This window comes from Fictibacillus iocasae, assembly GCF_042665465.1.
Classification (GTDB): domain Bacteria; phylum Bacillota; class Bacilli; order Bacillales; family Fictibacillaceae; genus Fictibacillus; species Fictibacillus iocasae.
The window spans coordinates 1-7,496 of record NZ_JBHTCP010000033.1 but is presented as its reverse complement, the minus strand read 5'-3'; the positions used below and the strand labels follow the sequence as shown (position 1 = coordinate 7,496).

Here is a 7,496-nt window from a genome sequence, read left to right as displayed (position 1 = left end):
TTTGGTCGTACTTAACAAATTCGAGTTTTTGGGGAGGTACTCCTTTTTTCGTGTTCTGAAAACCCTGGTACTCTAGGGTCGGGAATTATGAAATTCATTCATATAAATGAAGATAGAAGAAGGCAGCGGGTCATATTGACCAGCTGCCTTCTCTACTTCCAAATCATGCGTATCATTTCAAACGCTTCTGCCATCTCTACTCCAGCTTCCATTCCTCTAACTCTTGCTAAATAGTTTACACCTCGGTAGGAGCGGGGATGTGGAAAAGGCTTCATCTCTAAGTCGTAATAACGAAGTGCCCGTAGCTTGCTTGAATAGGTTTCTTTTATATCAACATAATAATTTGGTTTAAATTGTCTATCATTCGTATGTGTTGTCCATTCGGTGGAAGAGACCGTTTCAAAGCAAAAGATGTCGATAGGCTTTTTACTGGGGAGGGGCCGTGCTGCCGTCATCACGGCTTGGAACGTAATCTGATGGTCTCTATTCAAATCACCATAATGATGAGTGAAAATGAGGGATGGTTGATGCAACTCAACTACGGCCTCTATTTTTTGTACAATATGAAGCAGAGGAAGAGTGTCTAATTTCAAATTAGGCAGGTTCAAAAAAGTAACTTTTTGTATGCCTAAGCTTTGATTCGCTAGCAACGCCTGCTTTTGAAGGTATTCATCTACTTCTACACTGCGACCTTGAGCTACAATAACCGTAACTACCTCATAGCCTGACAGAATCAACTTCTTTAAAGTCCCTGCGCAGCCTAGCATTTCATCATCAGGGTGCGAAGCAATTACTAACGCTTTTCCTTTCATTGCATCACCTTATTTATTCTTTAAACTTTTTGCCGGGACCCCGCCAACCGTATCATTCGCTTCAACATCGTGTATTACGGCAGCACCAAGTCCGATGACCGAGTGCTCTCCAACTGATATACCTTGTTTGAATGTAGAACCGGGGGCAATCCAAGAGTAGTCGCCTATGCTTACACTGCCGCTCACATGAACGTGACTCGTAATCATGGCATAGCGGCCAACCTTAACATTGTGGGAGATGTGCACGAGGTTTCCTATTTTCGCGCCTTCTCTGAGCATGGTGCTTGATAAGACGCCTCGTGCAACACAGGTATGACTGCCAATCTCCACATTATTTTCTAAAATAACATGACCAAGATGAGGTATTTTAAACGGTACTCCGTTTTCATCCGATTCGTATCCAAAACCATCCGCTCCAATAATCGCTCCGCTATGAATGACGCAAGCTGAACCGATGATCGTGTTGTCGCCAATAACCGCCTGATGGAGAATTTGCGAACCGCTGCCTATTTTTACATGGTCGCCTATAATGACGTTGTGGCCAATATAGACATCTTCTGCAATGTCACAATTCTCACCAATCATAGCGGAGGGCGAGATTCCGACAATTTTCTTTAAAAAACAAAAGTGGCGCAGGGATAAGGCAAACGCTTTTCTCGGATTAGGTACAGGTATAAAGACAATGCATGTGCCAGACGGTGGCTGAAAATCTTCAGAACAAATTACCACTGAAGCTTTCACATCATCCCAATCCAGTGACTGGTTTTGCATCCATGACAATGTTTCCGGCTTAGTCTCATAGATGGATGAAAATCCTTTTAATAGGAGATGTTCAGTCCTAGGAGCAAGATTGAGAAAGTGTAAAAGTTCGTTTAATTGAAAATCCCTATTCATAATACAGTCCCTTATTGTAATAGTAATGATGTTTATATAGTATGTACGTAATGGCTTCAGTGACTGTATTCCATAAGAAAAGCTGCCCAAATGTGTTGAATAAACACAAATAGGCAGCCCATTTTTTCCCTGTGCTTAGGGCGGGAAAATAAATTGACTAAGTATAAAAAACTGTTACTTGACCGAAAACTCTCCTTCGCTAATAACGTCATCTCCGTCCCAGACACGAAGGATATAGTCGCCTCTTTCAAGATCGGGATCTCCATCATCCTCGCCGTCCAGCAGGTTGAAGCTGCCTTCCCAATCGGGTGAAACGCCTTCTTCCAACTCCAAATACAGCTCTTCCTTGCCGTCCTCTATTTTAAATAAGGAAAGCTCGATGGTCGATCTGCCGATTGGCCCGCCGAAATCAGCTTCGTAATAGATGTCATCACCTTTTTCAAACGTTTCGCTCATTCCTGTAACGCCGATCTCGTCTACTCCTGTCCCGAAGATCACCTTTCCAGACATCATAAAGATGAAGATAGCAGCAAAAATGGCAATAGCCAAAATAAAGCTAAGAATTGAAATAAATACACCAGCCTTAGAAGTGCCACCCTTCTTGCGCAAAGCAAGCTCTGAGGCAGTGTCATTGGAAGAGTAGGCTTCTACCTTACGCACGGCTTTAGTCGCTTTCAGGTAATAAAGCTGATTTCCGTATATTCCGTAGATGACAGCCATTAACAAGCTCAGTACGTTAATGATGATTTCGTTCATGGTCAGTAACGCCATTAAGCCGCACACACCCCAATAGAGGGCAAGATGACCATACATTTTTCTGTATCCTAACCAAAAAGGCGTAAGGAAAAACGAGGCCCAATTCCAGCTTGGAGAGAAAGGACTTTTCCGGTTCTCCCATTTCGGTATGTACTCATGAGCGTTTTTGCCAACAAACGCAGTCAGCAGATTCTTATGCCGTTCTTGAGGTGACGGCTCCACGAAAACCGCCTCGCGTTCAGCAGCTTGTTCATTTGCACTTTCATGATGGACATCTATGAGTTTCTTTCCGCATTTGCTGCAGAAAACCGAGTTACCATCTATTTGATTTCCACACTGATCACAAAACACGACAACATCCCCCTTTTTTTCTAGTTTACTAAACTATTTTCAAAAATCATACAACATTAACTATAATAGGGAGAAGTGGGGTGTTCCATTGAAATCAGGGATAATTTAAATGAGATGGAGTTATGACGTTTATGAAACCGATAAGCATAGAAATAGAGCCAGTACTACATAAATATGTTGAAACAAAAGATTAGTTTAGAACAATGATTGGAGAGTCTACCTAAATGAAAACAGCCTTATTGATCATCGATGTGCAAAAAGGGATGTTTCTTAAAGAGAATCCGGTGCATGGCGCAGAAGAGCTTCTCGGCAACATAAAGGAGCTGATTGCACAGGCTCGTTCAAACGATGCTTCTGTTGTGTACATTCAGCACAATGCGCCATCAGGCAGGCTGCTGGAACGCGGGTCCGATGCCTGGCAGATCACTTCAGAGATTGCGCCACTGCCCCATGACATCATGATTGAGAAAACCACGCCTGATTCATTTCATGAGACGGCGTTATATGAAGAATTGAAAAGGTTAGATGTGGAACACCTTGTGTTGGCGGGCATCCAAAGTGAAGTGTGTGTGGATACAACGTGCAGAAGAGCGTTCAGCCTGCGATTTAACGTAACACTTGCGGCAGATGCCCACAGCACGTGGGGGACAGGAGAACTCTCTGCGCAGCAGATTGTCACCCATCACAATGAAGTTCTGAGATGGTTTGCGGATGTGAAGAAAACGAGAGATATAGACTTCGGATAATCAGAAATAGTGAAATTTACATTATTTACAACTTTATATATACTGATGGTACATGAAGTGCAGCGGTCTTTTTCCGCGGCAGAGGCTCTCTATTGCAGAGAGTCTATTTTTTAGCTGGAGGCTTTTCTATGATTGAATTCATTCGCAGTGCCATTGTCATTGTTATCGCGGCTAGCGTGTATGCTGTCTATCAGTACATAACGCGAAAAAAAGCTAGAGATCTCGCGAGCAAGGTTCCTATCCCTGACCACCTCGGTATTCACTACTCTTCTCCACTAAAGCATAGTGTCAAGGCGCTTAAGATGGCGTTAACGGAAGACTATCAATCTAACATAAAAACACGTTACCTAGCCGAACACCCAAAAACTGATGAAGCCGTGTACAATCATTACTTTTTTGAAATGCAGCGCTTCCTATTGCTGTGTTCAGTAGTGAAGAATGTTCCGATGTTCAGTGAGAAGACAGATGAACTGTGGCATGAGATGATTATGTTTACAAAAGACTATGAAACGTTTTGTCATCAATTTTGCGGACAGCTCATTCACCATACGCCGAATAGTAAGAAGAAGGCCGATCCAAGCGGACGTGCGTGGTTTGATTTATTGTACACAGAGTTATTTAAACATACCGAGTATTCGAACTATGTGTGGGGCCGATTCTTTCAATCCCCTCTGTCTAAAGAGACTATTAATGATTTTCATAACCTGTCTCATTCCGAACTATCGAAAAAATATTTTAGAAAGAACGCCAATAAAGAATTAGTTTATGCCATGATTGAATCGTTGAAGCGGAAAATGATGGTCAATGTCAACCGAACGAGGCAAAAGTACACCCCTAAGCACATTAAGGATCCAATCAGGCACGCCGATAAGATGGCGGAAGCGATGATCTTCACATCATACAAATATCCGTACGATTATGACAACCAAATGAAAGTGGTATATGGCTTGCAGCCTGTCGTCTATTCTTTTCCGACTACGAAAAAGAAGAAGAGTAATAGCTCAGATTGCAGCTCATGCTCTAGCTGTTCCAGTTACAGCGACAGCAGCTGCAGCAGCGGCTGCGGTGGCGGTGACTGAAAAACGCTCAGATCGAAGTGTGATCTGAGCGTTTTCTTTAGACATTGTTGTTATAAAGTTACACCGCACCAGCTAATGTTCTGCCCTTCAGCGCGTAGAGCGCTTCATTAATCAAGCCAATATCATACGTTTGTTTTTCTATAAAATACTGAATGATCAAATCATAGTCATCACTTTGCGAAAGGCTGTATCCAGCGGATGTCAGAAGTTCATCCGTCTGGTCCATGTCCAGGCGAAGCGCCAGAGCGAGGGCAATCACCGTATCCTTCTTTGGCTTGTAATCCCTTTTGCCGCGTATTTTGGAAAAGTGCCGGCGGTCAAGACCTGCTCTTGTATAAACAGCAGCATCTTTTTCTCCTGAATCATCCATATAGCTGAAAAGTACTTCTCTGAACGTCGGTTTTTTATGATGATGAATGAAATCATCCAGTTCATAAAAATCAGGAAGAGCAGATTCACAAACTTCAGCTTCAATCATGTGCTTGGAGCTGAACCGTTCCACAATTGTATGCAGCTCAATATATTCTTGAATGTCTTGCAGCAGCTGATCGGTTAACATGCGGTCCGCCTCCCAAATGTCGCCTCACAAGCGACCAAATAATGGAGTAATCTCGATATAATTATACCATGAACAACAAGGGAGATGATGGGTGATGAATAAGGAGTTAACGGAGATTGTTTTTCTACTGGACAGAAGTGGTTCTATGGCTGGTTTAGAGAGTGACACGATCGGAGGGTTTAATGCTTTCGTCAAAAAACAAAGTGTACTGGCAGGAGAAACGCGTATCACCACGGTTTTGTTTGATGATGAATATGAGGTGCTATGGGACGGAGTGGAAGCATGGGAAGCGGTGCTTACGGAGGATGATTATTATGTGCGCGGATGCACGGCGCTGCTCGATGCCGTCGGCCGAACAATCACAAGCGTGGGGCAAAGGCTCTCTAAGATGAGTGAAGAAGCGAGACCCGGCAAAGTGATTTTCGTCATTACGACAGACGGCATGGAAAACGCCAGCACGGAATACAGCTATGAGAAAATCAACAAGCTAATCACCCATCAAAAGGAGAAATACAGCTGGGAATTCATCTTCATGGGTGCCAACATGGACGTGGCGAGAGAAGCCAGCAACCTTGGCATTTCTGAAGAACACGCCTATCATTTTGAAGCCTCCAACGAAGGTGTGGAGAAGATGTATAGTGTGATGTGCGAGGCGGTTGATGAGATAAGAGAGAAATAATGGTACGTGAACGTGAGCGGGCCATGAATAAATGAAAGGAGCAAGTAAATGAAAGCAAAGTCAGGCACGTGCCTGACTTTGCTTTCCTAGATTAAGAGGTTTTCAGAGTTCAGTCCGAGCAATGAATCATGAACAAATCGGCCATCTTTACTGATTAGAACATCATCAAAATAGATCTCTCCGCCGCCGTGCTCAGACTTTAACAGCAGCACAATATCCCAGTGAAGGGCTGATTGGTTCCCGTTGCTTGCGTTATCGTACGCTTGGCCGATTGCCAAATGAATACTGCCATTGATTTTCTCATCAAAGCCGATGTCATTCATGATTTGATTGATGTATGGATTTATTCCAATGGCAAACTCACCGATAAAACGCGCACCTTCATCTGTATTCAGAAGCTCTGTCAGCTGTTCATTATTGCTGCAGCGGGTTTCCGTAATTTTTCCGTTTATAAATGTCAACTGTATATGTTCATGTAATCGTACCGTTTACTGAGTCTTTTATGGGCGCAGTGTACACCTCACCATCAGGCAAGTTGACTTTTCCATCACATTTTACGGCAGGGATATCTTTAATGGAAAATTGGAGATCGGTATTGGGAGCAACAATTCTAACGCTGTCTGTTTCGTTCATTAAATGAACAAGAGCATCCATCGCTCGAGACATATTGCTGTAATTCATTGTACACGTTTCAAATAAAAAATCTGTATAGGCTTCTGTACTCATGCCCGCAAGCTGCGCGTAAGCTTCTGTGGGAAGATTAAACACAATCCATTTTTTCTTGAGCTGTTCATCGCTGACTGGTTTGTAAATATCGCGAACGATGCTGCGCTTTTCAGCTGGTATATCTGCATATTCGGAAACGTTTTCTTCGCCAAGCAGAATAATTACCGCATCCATTTTCTTCATCTGCTCCAGTTTAAGCGTTGATTCGAGTTGGAATTGGCTTTCTGTTCCTTGCCTAATCATTTTGCGATTGATGCGAGAATCTGTATATTCAATAAAAGCATGACCACCAGCATGATAGATCTCATCGATAAAGGGATAAAGCAAAAAAGAATTCTTGCTATCCACCGCATGAATGAGTACATTTTCACCTGGTTGAACACTGATGCTGTGATTGATCACATTTTGGGCAAGCTTGATAAGTCTCTCGTCCTTCATCATTTATCTCCCTTTTCACTTGCTTTATCGTAAACAAACGGGCAAGCCGATTCGTGTAGCATAGCCCTCGCAATCGACCAAAAAATGGATATATCTAGCTGTAATTATACCATTTAAGTACGAAGATCGGATGGTCTAATTCTAATAAACGTGATGAAAAAGCTTAGACGATCGTCTAGGCTTTTTAACACTTTAAGAAAATATAACTTTTTAACATAGGAGAAATTCGACGCAGTCAAAAAGTTTAGGGAAAAAGTTATCATGAACGAAGCAACTCCTGTACGTAACAGCGTAGGTTAATTTGGTTAGACTGTTTGTACTCAAACAAAACCAAATCAGAGCTACAATACAAAAGGAGTTGCTTATTATGAAGCATACCAAAAAATACGTAGGTTTAGACGTGTCCAAAGAAAAAATTGCCGTCGCAATCGCCGAAGAAGGAAGAAGTGAGCCGAG

General features: G+C 42.7%; 7 protein-coding genes and 1 pseudogene. 3 read left to right on the top strand and 5 right to left on the bottom strand.

Features of this window, described 5'->3' with window-relative positions; translation table 11 throughout:
* Positions 1-152: 152 nt before the first annotated feature.
* The 3 genes from ACFQPF_RS11525 to ACFQPF_RS11515 all read right to left on the bottom strand — a co-directional run bounded on the left by ACFQPF_RS11525 (position 153) and on the right by ACFQPF_RS11515 (position 2,813).
* Complete coding sequence (locus ACFQPF_RS11525; protein WP_379749763.1) at positions 153-812, bottom strand: PIG-L deacetylase family protein; 660 nt, start codon at positions 810-812, stop codon at positions 153-155.
* Positions 813-821: 9 nt separating this feature from the next.
* Positions 822-1,706, bottom strand: a complete 885-nt coding sequence (locus tag ACFQPF_RS11520) for an LpxD N-terminal domain-containing protein (protein WP_379749761.1) — start codon at positions 1,704-1,706, stop codon at positions 822-824.
* 174 nt (positions 1,707-1,880) lie between these two features.
* The gene (locus ACFQPF_RS11515; RefSeq protein WP_379749759.1) at positions 1,881-2,813 is read right to left on the bottom strand and encodes a DUF2628 domain-containing protein; all 933 of its coding nucleotides are present in this window, start codon (positions 2,811-2,813) and stop codon (positions 1,881-1,883) included.
* Positions 2,814-3,037: 224 nt separating this feature from the next.
* Between ACFQPF_RS11515 and ACFQPF_RS11510 the strand changes: the two genes are divergently transcribed.
* Positions 3,038-3,559, top strand: coding sequence for a cysteine hydrolase family protein (locus ACFQPF_RS11510; protein WP_379749758.1), 522 nt, complete (start codon positions 3,038-3,040; stop codon positions 3,557-3,559).
* A 128-nt stretch (positions 3,560-3,687) separates the two neighbouring features.
* A complete protein-coding gene (locus ACFQPF_RS11505; RefSeq protein ID WP_379749756.1) occupies positions 3,688-4,638 on the top strand; it encodes a glycine-rich domain-containing protein in 951 nt (316 codons plus the stop codon).
* Positions 4,639-4,696: 58 nt separating this feature from the next.
* On the opposite strand, the gene ACFQPF_RS11500 is transcribed toward ACFQPF_RS11505, so the two are convergent.
* A complete protein-coding gene (locus ACFQPF_RS11500) occupies positions 4,697-5,197 on the bottom strand; it encodes a hypothetical protein (RefSeq protein WP_379749754.1) in 501 nt (166 codons plus the stop codon).
* Between the two features lie 94 nt (positions 5,198-5,291).
* Between ACFQPF_RS11500 and ACFQPF_RS11495 the strand changes: the two genes are divergently transcribed.
* The gene (locus tag ACFQPF_RS11495; RefSeq protein ID WP_379749752.1) at positions 5,292-5,876 is read left to right on the top strand and encodes a vWA domain-containing protein; all 585 of its coding nucleotides are present in this window, start codon (positions 5,292-5,294) and stop codon (positions 5,874-5,876) included.
* Between the two features lie 86 nt (positions 5,877-5,962).
* On the opposite strand, the pseudogene ACFQPF_RS11490 reads toward ACFQPF_RS11495, so the two are convergent.
* A pseudogene (locus ACFQPF_RS11490) lies at positions 5,963-7,040 on the bottom strand (aminopeptidase).
* Between the last annotated feature and the right edge of the window lie 456 nt (positions 7,041-7,496).